Source organism: Fibrivirga algicola (assembly GCF_011742925.1).
Classification (GTDB): Bacteria; Bacteroidota; Bacteroidia; order Cytophagales; family Spirosomataceae; genus Fibrella; species Fibrella algicola.
In genome coordinates this window covers 291,114-306,579 of the sequence record NZ_WAEL01000007.1, presented here as the reverse complement: position 1 = coordinate 306,579, position 15,466 = coordinate 291,114, and the positions used below count along the sequence as shown (strand labels likewise).

Sequence of the window (15,466 nt, the reverse complement as noted above, 5' to 3'; positions counted from 1 at the left end):
CGGGTGAGTCTGGCTATACATACGTCTGCCGCAGCCAACAACCCGAACGTAACTGACCATATCGAAAGGATTGCCCATGCTGTTCAACCAAACCGAGGGCAGCCAGAGAGGCGGGCCAATTAGTCCAGTGCCGGGCCGGGATTCCCGTGGTTAACCGGAAGAAGCGGAGCATCAGCCACATATAAACTCGCTGCCAGTATGTGGTAGGTTTGGCAAAATCAGTAACGATCAGTTGACCGGCTGGCTGAAGTACGCGGAGCAACGTGGGCAGCATATCAGATTCCAGAGCTGCCGCCGGGTAAAGGTCCAGCACAAACGGAAGCAGGATATAATCGAATGGTTCACTAGTAGGTACGTCGGCTTCTGTGCCCAGCAGGAAGGCGACTGGTGCACCCGGTGGTACCCGCTGTTGGGCCAACAACAGCATGGCCGCCGATGCCTCAACGTAGACAACCTGCGTGGGGTGACGGGCAAGCAGGCCGGGCAGGGTCACTCCGGAGCCTCCGCCCAGAACCAGTACCCGGTAACCCGGACGTACCTGCGCAACGCCCCACTCCTGAGCCCTGATCAGCGACTTTCCAAACGCTAACGCAGCCAGTGAGTCGTAGAAAGGTGCCACAGGGTCGAACGTCATGGAGTAGATAAACGGCCCGCAATCAAATGGGCGTTGCTAAGGATGGTACGCGGATAAGAGGGGTCGCTTAGCGTTTCCCCAGTCCAATCACCTGCATGTTGCTGATCTGCTTTTCGTGGAGCGAAAAACGCAGACAGGTACGCTGAAGATGAAACCCGGTTTTGCCCGCTGCGCCGGGGTTGAGGTACAGCATATTGGCCAGTTTGGGATCGCGCACTACTTTCAGAATGTGTGAATGCCCACAAATAAACAGGTCGGGGGCATTGGCCTGAAGTAGTGGACGCACTGTGGGATTATAGCGCGGAGGCGACCCGCCAATGTGCGTGATCCAGACCGAAAAGCCCTCCAAATCAAAACGCAGATCGGCCGGGTAGTCGTGCTCAGAGTCGATATTGCCGCTAACAATGCGAAGCGGCCGAAAGTCGGCAAGTTGCCGGGCTACTTCAGGGGCACCTACATCGCCTGCATGCCAGATTTCGTCGCACTCCTGAAAATGGGTAAAGACAGCCGGGTCGAGGTAACTATGGGTATCCGATATAAGCCCGATTCGAATCATGGAAACGTACTAATAGGCGGTCTGCCGCCGTGCTCAGGTGGCCTCCAATGGCGAAGGTACCGCCTGCTTAACGACAGACTACCCAGCTGTTAGTTCAGCATTGCGTCTTTTAATTCAACCCGCATCCGTTTTTTATCCAGTTTACCGACGCTCGTTTTCGGAATTTCGGCAACGAAGAGAATGCGGTCGGGTACGTACCACTTATTCAATTCGCCCCTATCGACCCGTGCCTGAAGAGCCGCCCTCACCTGATCGGATTGCAGCTTGTCTTTGTAGTCGGGTTTAGGCACAATGATCGCATACGGGCGCTCACCCCACTTTTCGTCGGGCAATCCGATCACGGCCACCTCGGCCACGCCGTCAATCTGAGACAATAAGTCTTCGATTTCGAGCGAGGATACCCACTCGCCCCCCGTCTTGATGACGTCTTTGGTACGGTCGGCAATGTGCACCCAGTTGTCGGGCGTAATACTGGCTACGTCACCCGTGTGCAGCCAGCCGTGATTCCATAACTCGCTTCCCCGGTCGGGCTCCTGCCAATAGCCCTGGGTCATCCAGGGTCCCCGCGCCACAACCTCGCCCACCGCTTCGCCATCGTGGGGCAGCATGTTTCCCAGTTCGTCCATAAGGCACATCTCAACAAAGGGAGCAATGCGCCCGGCCTGTGTAAGGAGTGGCACTTTTTCCTCGATCGACAGATCGCGCTCCTGATCGTTCAGGTACGTGATGGCCATGACCGGAGCGGTTTCGGACATACCGTATCCCTGATACACCTGGATGCCCATCTTCATGGCAGCACCAGCCAGCCCCTTTGTCAGTGCCGACCCGCCGATGATCACTTTCCAGCGGCTCAACTGCTCGCGGAACTGCACAGCGGCCGGGCTGCTCACCAGCATATTGAGAATGGTTGGTACGCAGTGCGAGAACGTGACACCCTCGGTGAGAATCAGTTTCAGCAGCATCTCGGGCTCGTACTTTCCAGGATACACCTGTCGGGCCGATAGCATGGTAGCCAGATACGGGAATCCCCAGGCGTGAACGTGGAACATGGGCGTGATGGGCATGTACACATCTACCGACGATTGAAACGACACCGCCTGATAGCCGCACACATAGGTGCAGAGGCCCATTGTGTGCATAAATAGTTGCCGATGCGAAAAATAGACGCCCTTCGGATGCCCCGTTGTACCAGTTGTGTAGAAGGTAGTCGCAAGCGCATTTTCGTCGAAGTCAGGAAAATTAAAGTCGGCCGACGCAACGGATAGCAGGGTTTCGTATTCGCCAGATGTACCCTCCGGTGCGGCGTAGGCACCGGACTTTACCTGCCTGGTCTCAGGATCGTACACGTTATCGCTGAGCACCACAATCGTTTGCACCGTTGTCAGTTCGGGGCGAATGCTGTCGAGCAGCGGCAGGAAGTCTTCGTGAATCAAGACCACTTTATCAGCGGCGTGGTTCATCGTGTACAGAATCTGAAACGGAGACAACCGCACGTTGATCGTGTGCAGTACCGCACCAAGGCAAGGCACGGCGAAGAATGCCTCCAGGTAACGATGACTATCCCAATCCATGACGGCAACGGTATCGCCAGCTGTAACGCCCAGTTGGGTCAGTACATTGGCAAGTTGCTGTACCCGATGATTGAAAGTTGCGTAGGTCATTCGGAACAGGTTCCGGTACACAATTTCTCGATTAGGCTCATATCGGTCCGACTGCCGAAGCAGATTCTTTATCAACATTGGCGGCTCATGAGCCGTAGCAACCCGGGGTATCAAACGAACAGGCATAGTAAATGAAGAATGATGAGTAAATCCTGGATTAGATAATAGGTAACACGAAAGTAAGACAAAATTATTAATCGGGGTATTTTTATAATAATTATAAGACAAGTTAGTATTTTTTTTATTATATATAAACAATAACACGAAGCCACTAAATAAGCATATATACTCATTTTATATATATGGCTCTTACTGGCTAACTAAACAATCAGCTACAAATTAAGCCGTGTACGTTAACTAATTAACTGAGTTTGTTAATAAGAAATAATACTCATATTTACAACGAATCAACTCATATAATCATCTGCTGATGTAATCAACTGTTTTGACCATTGGGTATGGTAGTTAACACCTATTCAGCTGTGATACTGTGTCTTGTTTTCCGATTTAGTAATAAACCATAGACTAAACCTACCAATCCATGAAAAAAACGATGATTCATCAATGTTTTGCCAGCACCTGCCAGTACAGACTAACGCCGCACTCACCAACAAAGCTGTTTTTAAGGCCACGTTGGCGTGCCAGGTCGAATGACCAGAATCGACATATGCGGTGCTTAATCTGGTCAACCAGCTACGTAGGCGCGATCGACGTTGTCCGATACCTTTCAGCCATGCGCAGGCTTTCTAAAGCTGACTAGTTCTAATCAGTTTGACTCATTTTGCTGTGTGCAATTAGCCCATGTGATCAACGACCTCTAGTTTACAGTCTATAGGATTAATATACTTATTCACTAAATAATCCACTGAAAAATAGATTTAAACAATAAAAGTGACGTTGTGTTAATTTTCTGCATTGCGGGAAATACGCAGTAACATGAAAGCTCCCCTAAGTTTTTTTCATTAACTTATTAGATCGTTCCATGAAACACATCCACCTTTCATTTGTCGGAACTGCCCTGTCAGTCCTTTGTTTTTTTGGCTGCGCTACAGACCAACAGGCTGTTGACCTGGCCCCGCTTCATAACAACTCATCCATCGAAGTGGCCTACCCCCACCAGACCGGCACTCTGGAAGCAGGCACCTACCTGGGCCAACCCATCACCTTTCGGCGCGTTAACGGAGAGGCCGTTTATCAAGGCGACATGATCCTTCACCCCAGCGAGCTGACCGACGCCGACCATGCTACACAGGGAGCCGGTCGAACCCTAAAATCACTTCGCTGGACAGGCAAGATTGTCTATTATACCATCGACCCTAACTTACCCTATCCCGAGCGTGTAACTGATGCGATGGCTCACTGGCAGGCTAATACGGCTATCCGCTTTGTGCGGCGTACGGCCGAGTATAGCTACGTGACGTTCAAGGCGGGTAGCGGGTGTGCCTCAAACGTAGGTCGAATTGGCGGCCAGCAGTTTATTACCCTGGCCGACTGGTGCTCAACGGGCAACACCATCCATGAGATTGGCCACACCGTAGGACTCTACCATGAGCATAGCCGGGCTGACAGGGATGGGTCAGTCACGATCCTGACCCAGAACATTATGCCAGGTTACGCAACAGATTTCCAAACCTATATCCAGCAAAATAAGGATGGCTTCGATCAACCGGGAGGCTTCGACTTCAACTCTATCATGATGTACCATTCCTGGAGTTTTTCGGTCAATAATGAGCCCACCATTGTCAAAAAAGATGGCTCTACCTTCAATGTACAGCGTACGGCCCTTTCTCCTCTTGACATTGCTACCGTCAAGACAATGTATCCGTAAGCAGCAACAGGATGCCAGTCAGGCGAGATGTTCCCCCTCGTTGGGGGCCAATCAGTGTAATGCAGTTGGCTAGTGAACCTCCAGCGCAAGATCGGACGTTGACTAACAGACTGCGCGACGTCTCGCCTGACTTCTTGACATTTCCATGACTTCTTCTGATTCAACTTCTTCCAGTACGCCATACGATCCGTTTGCCTCGCTGCGAATCCCCGATTTCCTTTATTACATTCTCAATTCGTTCTTTATCACAGTAACGTTGTTGATTCAGGAGGTAATTCTCGGTTACGAATTGTACAAAATCACGCGTGATCCACTGGCGCTTGGGCTTGTTGGTCTGGCAGAGGCAATCCCGTTCATCGCACTCTCACTCTTTGGCGGGCATCTGGCCGACCGGCGTGATAAGAAGCGCATCCTGCAGATCAGCCTGGTTGTTATCATGCTGGGATCGGTCATTTTATACGCGGCCTTTCGTCCGGCAATTGTCAGTCAATTTTCTCAAACCACACGGCTAGCCGTCATTTATGGCGTACTGATGCTAATCGGTACCGCACGCGGCTTTTACTCGCCAGCCAGTTCGTCATTAAAACCCTTTCTGGTTCCCCGTGAGCTTTACGCTAATTCGTCGACCTGGAGTAGTTCCTTCTGGCAAGCCGGTGCCATTGTGGGACCTGCCATAGCGGGTGTGCTGTACGCTACGATTGGCTTTGAGAACACACTATTGACCGCCATTTTTCTCTATGTGCTCTGCTTTATTTTCCTCTCACTCATCAAGCGACGTCCGGTGGTAGCTACTCATACCGTGACCGATGTTGGTTTTTGGGATAGTCTGCGCGAAGGATTCTCGTTTGTATTCTCCAACCGTATTGTTCTCTACGCCATCTCGCTGGACCTCTTCTCTGTCTTGTTCGGTGGCGTCGTGGCTATTCTGCCCATCTTCGCTGAGGATATTCTACGAGTGGGTGCCGAAGGACTAGGGGCTTTGCGGGCGGCACCTTCTATCGGGGCCGTGCTGACTATGCTGGCAATGGCCAAATACCCGCCTACCCAAAACGCGTGGCGCAATATGTTATTAGCGGTGGCTGGCTTCGGAATAGCCACCATCATTTTTGCGCTGTCAACCAATTTTTACCTGTCACTATGCATGCTGGCGCTAACGGGGGCTTTTGATAGTGTCAGCGTAATTATCCGGCAAACCATCTTGCAGATTTTTCCGCCCGATCACCTGCGTGGCCGGGTAGCGGCCGTAAACGGAATTTTCGTAAGCTCATCAAATGAAATTGGCGCATTTGAGTCAGGGGTTGCTGCGCGTATACTAGGTACCGTTCGATCTGTGCTGGCAGGCGGGTTGGTCACCATTTTCGTAATGGGTTACATCTACAACCGATCAAAAGACCTGTTTAAAGTCAAAATCAATTAAGCCGGATCAGCCGCGAACGTACCTGAGACTTATACACAAAGCGGATCACGCCTCAGTGTATGCTACATTATGATCAGTGAGAAAGCGCTTGATTACATCGACATGAACACAGGCACCTACATTCAGAAATGGGTAGTTCGACACGCGGGCTTTACGACCGTTAACCATCACGTCGCGCCCTTCAATATCGAAGCCAAGGTGTAGGTGTCGCGTTTCGGCCTGCATACCGTATACCAGGCCATTGACATCAAACAGCGGGCCGCCGCTTTGGCCTCTTAAACCAGGCGTACTTAGCTCAATACCTGTTGCGATGGTTCCGTTGTCTGAAAGCAACCGGGTAATGATGCCATCGATTGGAAATTTCGGGGTGGTATCCCGCCCTTCAGTAATCCACTCAATATCGTCATTTCCGGAGTTGTATCGGTAGTTGGTAAATTCAGGAAACGGATAACCCAATCGGCACAGAGACCGCCCCGGTCGAGCGCGGCTACTATCGCGCAGAAATGTAGCGTGGCCTTTGTAGAGCGTACGGGTATAACCAACAAATCGAATCAGGGCCAGATCCTGCGTGGGATGCAGATCAACTTTCAGTTCGGTAAACTGATCTACGCAGTTCATGAACATGTTACGTACCCGGATGACCGTTTCGCTTTTGAAGTTGTATTTCTCTTCAAGCTTCTGCAACAGGTGGGCGTAATTTTTGTCGCGCTGAAACTGCCGAAGCTCGGCACGAAAGGCGTTGAACTGGCCATAGATCGCGTCAGACTTAACAATGAGCTCGGCAACGTGCTTACACGTGATGGCACAGGCGTCGTTATTGACAAAGAAGAGAGTAGCCGAGCCGGGAATTACTTCATTGTGGCCATATAGGCGTAGAATAGAGTGGATAGGGCGGGTAAATGGATCGACCAGGTCAATCGCGTCTGCAAACATAGGTAGTAGGCTAAGTCACAAAAATAGCATACGTAGAGACGCAAAATCTTGCCTCTCTACGTAGAAACCGTAATTATATCGCTCTAGCTACCCCAGTATCAGGCTTAAACCTTCGTCACCACCACATCGATCCGCCGGTTTTGCTGGCGGCCCTCTTCTGAATCATTAGTGGCAACAGGCTTCTCCGCCCCAAAGCCTTGTGTAGTTACTCGGTTTGCGCTAACCCCTGCCGATGTCAGGGCAGACCGAATGGCATTAGCTCGCTCAAGGGAAAGTTTTTTGTTAGCACCAGCATCGCCCGTATTATCAGTATGTCCCTGAATGTTTATCTGTAGCGACGGGTAGGCGTTCATGATCTCGATCAGATCGTTTACGTTTGGTCGCGATTCAGAAGTAATCCGGGTTGAGTTGGTTTCGAAGGTCAGGTTTTCGAAGGTGAAGGTGCGAGGCAACGGTCTTGTTTTCCCTGAGAGAAACTGAGCCAGATTGGCATTGAACGTATTGTCCGCTACACGAATGCGTCGGCCACCCGGCAAATCTAGCTGGCGTTTTTCCTCCGCAGCCGCTGCTGCTGCACCTGCCGGACCACCTGGAATTGACCCAGCCGGACTTCCATTCGATTCCGCAGCATTGGCCCGGGCGGTAGCCGAGGTATCTTCCCGACTGTCGGGTTCTGAGCGGGCCGTGGTATCCGTGTATACGCCATCGGCGCCCGTTTGAGGTTGACGGCATTTCTGAACAATCAGGAACAGAATAAGTAACCCCACCGCAATCATCGCCCAGCGCAGCCAGCCTACGTTTTCACGCTCCCGCTCAACCAGTGGACTTTTAGGAATATCCGGATTGGTAGGTGTACTCATAAAGGTGGTGACAGCCTGCTCGTCGCCTGTGGCGGGCCCACCCAGTTTGTCGAACCCCAGTGAAGTAGCCAGACCAGCCAGGCCAGCGGGCAAACCAGCCCGAATGCCAGCTACCTGCCCCCCTACCAGCGTGCTCAGGTTTACCCCCGTTAGCCCATTCTCGAGCGACTGCCGACCCAGTATACCTTCCAATACAGCCCCGACCAGATCCATCAGGCTCAACGCCGAGGTTCGGTTAATCTGGCTGTGCCGGGCGATAGCAGTAGCTACTTTTTCAACGTTTGTAGAAAACAGCCGTTCAATAAACGTCCCGCCCGCCGACACCGCATCCTGGGTATCAGCAGCCGTGTTACTCACCTGAGCAATATCGAGGGGTGTAGCTGTATTGGTGTACTTGGAGTGCCGCAAAAAGTCGACAATCTCATTGGCATCAGATACGGAGTGGGTACGTTGGGCTAAGCCACCCAGCACCGTTGGAATGATTGCCTGTACGGCGACCCCTGTATTGGCAGGTGATTCGCCGATCCGTTGGCCCAACTGATCAAGCACAGCGGGCGTAAATTGGTCGGATAGGTAAGTAAGCAGATTAACAGCCATAGTTCGACACGAAAAGTGAATCAGACTATTAACCGCAGCGGAAGAGGTAATGTTAAGTTTGCATACTAAGCTTCGGAGGTTTGCTGGCTACGCTGCCAGCTAATCAGTTAGTAGCGTAGTCAGCAAACCCCTGAAATCAACATTTATTTCTTATCGACGGCATGGCCGCCGAACTCATTGCGGAGGGCAGCGACTACTTTGCCGGAGAACGTATCTTCCTGCAACGAACGATACCGCATCAGCACCGACATAGCAATGACTGGGGTAGGCACACCCATATCCAACGCTGTTTCGAGAGTCCATTTACCTTCGCCCGACGAGTGCATCCGGCCTAAGATCGACTCTAACTTCGCGTCTTTCGAGAACGCATTCTCAGTCAGTTCCATCAGCCAGCTACGGATAACTGAACCGTTGTTCCACATTTTGGCAACCGCCCGGTAATCATACGGGAACGGACTTTTTTCGAGCACTTCAAATCCTTCAGCAATTGACTGCATCATGCCGTATTCAATCCCGTTGTGGACCATCTTGGTAAAGTGGCCACTACCAGCAGGACCCGTGTAGAGGTACCCATTTTCTACTGACATGTCAGTAAACACCTGATCGATGTAAGCCACCACGTCAGGGTCGCCACCAACCATCGTACAGGCTCCGTTCAGAGCTCCTTCCATTCCCCCGCTCGTGCCGCAGTCAACGTAGTTGATGCCTTTTTCTTTCAGCATCGCATAGCGGCGCATCGTATCCTTATAGTGCGAATTCCCCCCATCGATCAGGATATCACCTTCACTAATTAGCGGCAATAGCTGGTCGATTACCCGGTCGATCAGCGGACCAGCCGGAATCATCAGCCACAGTACGCGGCGGCCCTGTAGTGCATTGCACAGGTCTGGTAGCGTCAGTACGCCCTGTGCGCCTTCGCCTTTTACTTCGTTTACCAACGCTTCGTTGATATCGTAACCAATTACTTCGTGGTTATGGCGCAGCAGGTTAAGCACCATGTTGAAGCCCATTTTACCGAGGCCAACAAATCCAATTTGCATAAAACAGACGGAGAGTGTAATGAAACTAAATGCCGGAGCAGGCTCCGGTAGACCGCGTAATGTTACGCATCACCCGGCATTTATCCCACCAATGCCGCTGGAATATGCCTGTCCGGGTCGCCCGACAGCAGCCGTTGCACGACAAACTCATCTACTTTGATCGGCTGGTTTAGTAGCACCCGTTCGTTAAAAAAAGTCCAGAGCATCTCGTCTGACGGGTTGTAATAGTGATTCAGGCGGGCCAGGTCCTGGATACTCGCCTTGAGCGAAGAAGCCACGTTTTGTTGGTTGTTTTGGATAAACATGGTCGTACGATTAAGAAGGTAGCAGGTCATTAACATGGTCATTGTTAGAAGGTTTATTAAAAAATGCAGGTGGCGGCCGATTTTTGGCTCAACTCCCCGGCCTGACGAATTTTGACTCACTATCCATCAAAAAAGTGCGTGTTGCGCGTGCGCCTAAACCGATTGCTGGAAAAGTAGTCGACGGTGCTTGTAGTCGGCAAAATCTCTACTTCTTTTGCCAGCGAAAACAAACTCACTCATGCGTAAACAATCAGGTCCGCTTGCCTGCCTAGTGCTGGCGGCCGGGCTGCTGCTCGGCAGTAGCCAACAGACCGTAGCAAAACCTAAGCCAAAAAAATTGGTAAAAGTCTGGGAAACAGATACAACCCTGCGTGTGCCCGAATCAGTGCTGTACGACAGGGCAACAGATATTGTCTATGTTGCCAATATCGACGGAAAAGCGGATGTGCTGGACGGAACAGGCTTTATCAGCCAGATGACTGTTGACGGAAAGATCACCAACCTGCGCTGGGCTACTGGCCTGAACGCGCCTAAAGGGATGGGGTTGTACCGCGGCAAATTGTATGTAACCGACGTGTATCGGCTGGTAGAGATCAACACCAGCACCGGTCAGGCAGAGAAAACCTACGACGCGATCGACCCAAAAAATTCGTTTCTAAACGACGTGACCGTAGCTAAAGACGGCACCGTCTACGTGACCGACAACCGGTTCGACAAACTGTACCGGTTGAAGGATGGGAACTGGGAGGTGTTAATGTCAGGTGAGCAATTGAACAAACCAAATGGTGTGCTAGCCGATGGCAACGGGTCGCTCCTGCTTGGAAGTACAAAAATCGGGGCACTTCGCCGACTTGACCTGGCTACGAAAAACATGACCACCCTGGCCGACGGGATGGCCAACACAGACGGAATCGTCAGCGATGGCAAAGGTGGATTCTTCGTATCGGATTGGGCCGGACAGATTTTCTACGTCGATAAGAACGGGGTAAAACAGAGCCTGCTTGATACGCGGGCGAGCAAAATCAACTCGGCCGACATTGAGTATATCAAATCCAGAAAACTCCTGCTGGTACCTACATTCTCTACGAATACCGTTGTTGCCTATAAGGTCGACTAAAAAAAAAGCCTCCTGGTTATAAACAGAAACCCGATTTGCTCGCTGCAAATCGGGTTTTTTAGTACCTGCCTACTGTCAACGACCATGCCTGTAGCTGGATACGGCAATTTTTAAAGGGGCACCATGCAACGCACCCTACCCCTTTTTTCATCTGTTATGTAATTCCGGCTAAGCAGTACACAGCATCGCCACCGTCCGGTTAGCAGAACCACTGATCCCAATAAACCTGCCGTTCATGTAAGAAAGGTACTATGCAGTACATAGTACCTTAGTTTTACAACATCAATAAAGGCTCTCGCCAACACACCTTATGCGTGCACTCATTCTACTCTCCGTTTTCTACTGGTTCGGCACAACATTCACCAATGCCCAGCAGCCCATCAGGGGCACCATCACCGGTCAGTGTATAGACCAGGCCAACAAGCCGCTTCCTTTTTCAACCATGCTCCTTGTAAAAGCGAGCGATTCTACTCTGGTGAAGGGCGCCGTTGCTGATGCTGAAGGGACGTACCTATTCGAGAATATTGCGGCTGGTCACTACCGGCTCAATGCACAGCAAGTTGGCTACGCGAAAGTACGCAGCGACGAATTCGTGCTGGATGCTGACCATACGTCAATTAAAATGCCCCAGTTACAACTAGCTGAAGAACAGCGTAAGCTAGCTGAAGTGACAGTGGTAGCGAAGCGACCGTTCATTGAGCAACAGGTAGACCGTATGGTTGTCAACGTAGAAAACAGTGCCGTTGCGGCGGGCAATACCCTGTTAGAGGTGCTGGAAAAAGCCCCGGGGGTAACCGTCGACCAGCAGAATGAAGACATTAAAGTACGCGGAAAGAGCGGCGTGATTGTCGAGATCGACGGCAAGCGGTCGTATCTCTCCACGCAGGAGTTGATGAACCTGCTGCGCAATACCCCAAGCGACAACGTTGAGAAGCTGGAGGTGATCACCAATCCATCGTCGAAATACGACGCGGCCGGTAACTCTGGGATTATCAATATCCGCTTCAAAAAGAATAAAAACGTTGGCACTAACGGCACCTTCACGGTGGGGCTGGGCCAGACCCTGCAACCCAATGGTCGTGGCAGAGCGTCGGCTTCGCTTAACCTGAATCATCGCGAAGGCAAGGTGAACCTGTTTGGTACCTATAGCGTGGGGCAGTACAACAACTTCAACGGAAATGATCTGTACCGTCGCATTCCTTATCAGGGCAACGTAACATATTTCGATCAGCATACGAGCCGTAGTAGCAGCAGTCAAAACCACAATTTCAAGGCGGGCATTGACTGGTCGATGTCTAAAAAAACAACGGCAGGTGCCCTATTCAGCGGCTTCACCGACACCTGGACCCAGCCTAACGGTGAAAGCAACACCGATATTCTGAATCAGGACCTGATCGTAACGCGCCGGTTTGTTACCAACACGGCAACGTCGCGCAGCCTGACCAACCTGAACGGTAACCTGAACATCAAGCATCAGTTCAATGCCAACGGCCGTGAGCTAAGCGCTGACGTTGACTACGTGACCTACGATGGCCGGTCGAACAACCTGCTCGGTACCCAGTATTTCACGCCAAATGGTACGCCCAGTAACCGCCCCGACTCGGTCCGTAACCTGATGCCGTCTGGTATCAACATTCTGGTTGGCAAGATCGACTATGCGCATCCACTGGCCAATGGCAAGTTCGAAGCAGGTCTTAAAGCCAGCCGCGTAGAGTCAGACAACAACCTCACGTTTGAAACGAAAACCGACAACTGGACCGTTGATCCAACCCGCTCAAACCGGTTTATCTATACCGAAAACATCTCGGCGGCCTATGTGAACTACAGCACCAAACTGAGCAACAAAACACAGTTGCAAACGGGGCTTCGGCTCGAGCACACCAATTCGGTCGGCAACTCGGTGACGCTCAACGACGTACGGGAACGTACCTATACCAACCTGTTCCCAAGCGTCTTCCTGACGCATCAGCTCGACACCAACAATGCCATCTCGCTGAATTATAGCCGTCGCATTGATCGCCCCAACTACCAAAATCTCAACCCGTTCATCTTTTTCCTCGATCCATACACCTACCAACAGGGCAATCCCAATTTGCGGCCGCAGTTTACTCACTCCATGCAGTTGACCCATACGTTTAAACAGGCGTTCATCACCACGCTGGCCTATAGCCGGATCACCGATGCCATCTTAAGCGAAGTGCCCCACCAGATTCCGGCTGAAAACAAGACGTATGTGACAACGGAAAACATCGACAATCAGGATAACCTTAACCTGACGGTCAGCTTCCCGATCAAGTTCACCAAGTGGTGGCAAATGCAAACCAATCTGTCGGCTTTTTATAACCGATACAAGTCCTACTACAACGATCAGTTGGTAGACATGGCCCAAACATCCTGGAATGTGTATAGCAGCCAGAACCTGACGTTGAGCAAAACACTATCGGTTGAAGTGAGTGGTTTTTATAACGGCAAAAGCGTGTACGGTTTCTTCCTGAACCAGCCGCAGGGAGCCCTCTCTATTGGCGTACAGAAGCAGGTTTGGGAGAAGAAAGGTCGCTTCAGTCTCAATATAAATGACCTGTTCTGGACGAATCAGTTCAGAGGCGTTGCCCAGTTTCAGGACATCAATCTTCGGATTCACTCGTTCTGGCAAAGCCGTGTTGTCCGGGCCTCCTTCACCTACCGGTTTGGCAACCAGAACGTAAAGGCAGCACGCCAGCGCAACACCGGTGCCGACGACCTGAAAAACCGCATGCAGTCAGGCAGTTAAGATTTTTGATTAGTTTAGGTTAAGTAAACCAAAAAGCCAGTCCCACGATGAGGACTGGCTTTTTCTATGTTCCCCTTCGCACGACGGATACGTGCATTAAAGCGTTGGTGCCCGAAATTGCGGAAGTTCCGAGTCAATATGTGCCTGCTTCATCAGGGCTTGTAATGCCTGCACCCGTTGAGGAAAACGGGCAGCCAGATCGGTGCTTTCGGACGGGTCATGGCTTAGGTCGTACAACTCGGTTGTGACCGTGCCAGTTGGCCCAACCCGGCGAATCGCCTTCCAGTTGACCTGTCTTACGGCCTGACTGAATCCGGCTTCGTAAAATTCCCAGTACAGATACGTGTGCGTTTGCTGCCGGCCGGTGCTGAGCAGCGTCGGCAGCAAAGACACCCCATCCGTTGGGGCGGCCGGTCTTATCTTCGCCAGGCTACAAAACGTAGGCACCATATCCCAGAAAGCTCCCTGAAAAGTGCTGGTCTGCCCTGGTTTGATTCGCCCTGGCCAACGGGCGATAAACGGTGTGCGAATGCCCCCCTCGTACAAATCCCGCTTTATACCCCGCAGTGGTCCGCTACTCTGAAAATAAGCGACATCGGCCCGGCTGCGCCCGCCTTCGACATGCGTGCCGTTGTCGCTGGCAAATAATACCAGGGTGTTCTCGTCAAGGCCTTGTTTCGCCAGTGCATCCAGCACCTGCCCCACATAGGCGTCTACCGAAGAAACCATGGCGGCGTAAGCCACTTTGGGTTGTGGCTGAGCACCGTAATGTTGCCCATCTGGGTATGGTTTTTCCGGACCGAACCGGCTGCTGCCATCCGTCGTCTGGTAGGCTTTCGTGAATTGTTCGGGTACCTGCAGGCCAGCATGGGGCAACGTAAATGCTAGGTATAGAAAGAAGGGCTGCGAACGTTTTTTGCCAATAAATCGGATGGCAGCTTCGGTGAAAGCCTCATTGGCATAGGCCCCTTTCGGCTGAATTACCGGTGTTATACGTCCATCAACAGCCTCAGCCTGCCAGAGAGTATCGGGTTGTTGGAAATGGGCCGCTACGTGATGCAACTGGCCAAAAAACGTATCCCAGCCTTGTTTGGGGGGTTCGCCCGTGGTCCCCAGCGGACCCAACCCCCATTTGCCAAACAGCCCCGTCGTATACCCGGCTTTCTTCAACTGCTCAGGCAAAATTAAATCCTGGGGCCGGAGCGCTACCTCGCCATTCCCCCGTATGTAGGTGCGGCCCGTATGCCGACCACTCATAAGGGTAGCCCGCGAGGGTGCGCATACGGTACTGCCCGTGTAAAACTGTGTGAACCGCATACCCTCAGCGGCCATCTGATCGAGTCGGGGCGTGCTGATGCGTTGCTGGCCGTAGCAGCCCAGATCACCATACCCCATGTCGTCGGCAAGAATAAAGACGATATTAGGAGGGATACCCGGTTTAATCGCTGGCCTGAACGCCAACAGCGTGTGTAGGCCAATTGCCAGCAGTACAAGACACAAAAACAACCGAGTCTGCATATTGTGAACAGAGACTAACTTCTTAAAGCGAACAGAAAATGTATTCTCAGCAAGCCTTTAGTGGTCGCCCAGTGGGTCGGCTTCACACGTATGGAAATGCCTAGTGACAGATTGATCAAAAAAAGCCAGTTGTAGTACACAAAATACTTAACCAACAACGCTGTGGTACTCTATCTTCACAAAATGTGCGCAATTGATCCATTGAAATAGTGTGACGACTCTGGGTTTAT

Annotated in this window: 12 protein-coding genes; 4 read left to right on the top strand and 8 right to left on the bottom strand. The window is 51.6% G+C overall.

Going from position 1 to position 15,466, the window contains the following annotated elements:
- Positions 1-13 precede the first annotated feature (13 nt).
- The 3 genes from F7231_RS19500 to F7231_RS19490 all read right to left on the bottom strand — a co-directional run bounded on the left by F7231_RS19500 (position 14) and on the right by F7231_RS19490 (position 2,977).
- A complete protein-coding gene (locus F7231_RS19500; RefSeq protein WP_166693223.1) occupies positions 14-634 on the bottom strand; it encodes a class I SAM-dependent methyltransferase in 621 nt (206 codons plus the stop codon).
- Between the two features lie 67 nt (positions 635-701).
- The gene (locus tag F7231_RS19495; RefSeq protein ID WP_166693222.1) at positions 702-1,190 is read right to left on the bottom strand and encodes a metallophosphoesterase family protein; all 489 of its coding nucleotides are present in this window, start codon (positions 1,188-1,190) and stop codon (positions 702-704) included.
- A gap of 89 nt (positions 1,191-1,279) precedes the next feature.
- Positions 1,280-2,977 (bottom strand): fatty acid--CoA ligase, encoded by a 1,698-nt coding sequence (locus F7231_RS19490; RefSeq protein ID WP_166693221.1) that lies wholly within the window; start codon positions 2,975-2,977, stop codon positions 1,280-1,282.
- Positions 2,978-3,833: 856 nt separating this feature from the next.
- Between F7231_RS19490 and F7231_RS19485 the strand changes: the two genes are divergently transcribed.
- A complete protein-coding gene (locus F7231_RS19485) occupies positions 3,834-4,679 on the top strand; it encodes a M12 family metallopeptidase (protein WP_166693220.1) in 846 nt (281 codons plus the stop codon).
- 145 nt (positions 4,680-4,824) lie between these two features.
- On the top strand, positions 4,825-6,096 hold the full coding sequence (locus F7231_RS19480) for an MFS transporter (protein ID WP_166693219.1): 1,272 nt from the start codon (positions 4,825-4,827) through the stop codon (positions 6,094-6,096).
- A 45-nt stretch (positions 6,097-6,141) separates the two neighbouring features.
- Here the strand turns inward: F7231_RS19480 and F7231_RS19475 are convergent, their stop codons facing one another.
- The 4 genes from F7231_RS19475 to F7231_RS19460 form a co-directional block, all read right to left on the bottom strand.
- Positions 6,142-7,029, bottom strand: a complete 888-nt coding sequence (locus tag F7231_RS19475; RefSeq protein WP_085413968.1) for a trypsin-like peptidase domain-containing protein — start codon at positions 7,027-7,029, stop codon at positions 6,142-6,144.
- Positions 7,030-7,133: 104 nt separating this feature from the next.
- Complete coding sequence (locus tag F7231_RS19470) at positions 7,134-8,486, bottom strand: OmpA family protein (protein ID WP_085413969.1); 1,353 nt, start codon at positions 8,484-8,486, stop codon at positions 7,134-7,136.
- 143 nt (positions 8,487-8,629) lie between these two features.
- Positions 8,630-9,526 (bottom strand): phosphogluconate dehydrogenase (NAD(+)-dependent, decarboxylating), encoded by an 897-nt coding sequence (gene gnd / locus F7231_RS19465; protein WP_166693218.1) that lies wholly within the window; start codon positions 9,524-9,526, stop codon positions 8,630-8,632.
- Positions 9,527-9,606: 80 nt separating this feature from the next.
- On the bottom strand, positions 9,607-9,831 hold the full coding sequence (locus F7231_RS19460) for a hypothetical protein (RefSeq protein ID WP_085415208.1): 225 nt from the start codon (positions 9,829-9,831) through the stop codon (positions 9,607-9,609).
- A gap of 238 nt (positions 9,832-10,069) precedes the next feature.
- On the opposite strand from F7231_RS19460, the gene F7231_RS19455 reads away from it, so the two are divergent.
- Positions 10,070-10,948: an SMP-30/gluconolactonase/LRE family protein gene (locus tag F7231_RS19455; protein ID WP_166693217.1), complete on the top strand. Its 879-nt coding sequence runs from the start codon at positions 10,070-10,072 to the stop codon at positions 10,946-10,948.
- 310 nt (positions 10,949-11,258) lie between these two features.
- The gene (locus F7231_RS19450; RefSeq protein WP_166693216.1) at positions 11,259-13,718 is read left to right on the top strand and encodes an outer membrane beta-barrel protein; all 2,460 of its coding nucleotides are present in this window, start codon (positions 11,259-11,261) and stop codon (positions 13,716-13,718) included.
- A gap of 96 nt (positions 13,719-13,814) precedes the next feature.
- On the opposite strand, the gene F7231_RS19445 is transcribed toward F7231_RS19450, so the two are convergent.
- Positions 13,815-15,236, bottom strand: coding sequence for an arylsulfatase (locus F7231_RS19445; RefSeq protein ID WP_166693215.1), 1,422 nt, complete (start codon positions 15,234-15,236; stop codon positions 13,815-13,817).
- Positions 15,237-15,466 lie beyond the last annotated feature (230 nt).